The sequence below is a fragment of the Psychrobacter sp. Sarcosine-3u-12 genome, from assembly GCF_002836005.1.
GTDB lineage: Bacteria > Pseudomonadota > Gammaproteobacteria > Pseudomonadales > Moraxellaceae > Psychrobacter > Psychrobacter okhotskensis.
This window is the reverse complement of the sequence record NZ_PJBY01000046.1, coordinates 1-554: the sequence shown is the minus strand read 5'-3', so window position 1 is coordinate 554 and position 554 is coordinate 1. Positions and strand designations below refer to the sequence as shown.

The 554-nt window shown below is 43.3% G+C and carries 1 protein-coding gene; it reads right to left on the bottom strand.

Annotation, left to right across the window (positions count from 1 at the left end):
• A partial coding sequence (locus CXF65_RS01080; protein ID WP_101210735.1) for an IS5 family transposase occupies nucleotides 1–554 on the bottom strand: 554 nt, incomplete at both ends.

Here is a 554-nt window from a genome sequence, read left to right as displayed (position 1 = left end):
AGCATTACCGCCGCTGCATAGCTATCTTTGAGCTTATCATATCGCGTGGCAATGCCCCTAAAATGTTTCAATCTAGCAAAAGCGTTTTCTACCAAATGACGGCAACGATACAAATACCAATCTAGTGTGTCGTTACAGCTTTTAGAGTTCGACTTAACGGGTATGACTGACTCAGCACAGTGCTTGAAGATACACTCTCTAATATCACTACTATCGTAGCCCCTGTCTGCAATCACCGCTTTAGTCTGGTTATTAATCGTGCTATCTATCAACGTCTTTGCCATCTTAGCGTCATGCACTTGCCCACCTGTCAGCTCAATATGTATAGGGTTACCACAAGCATCGACCACTAAGTGCAGTTTGCTGCTATTACCTGCAACACTTTTACCAATGGCCTCATCAAGATGACTGGCTGCACCTGAACTATGCTGATGAGCTTTGACCACGCTACCGTCTATAAATAACCATTCACTATCATAGTTTGCTGTGACTATCTTCATGAGCTTTTGCCATTTACCGGTTTTACGCCAGTAACGGTATTGATGATATATGCG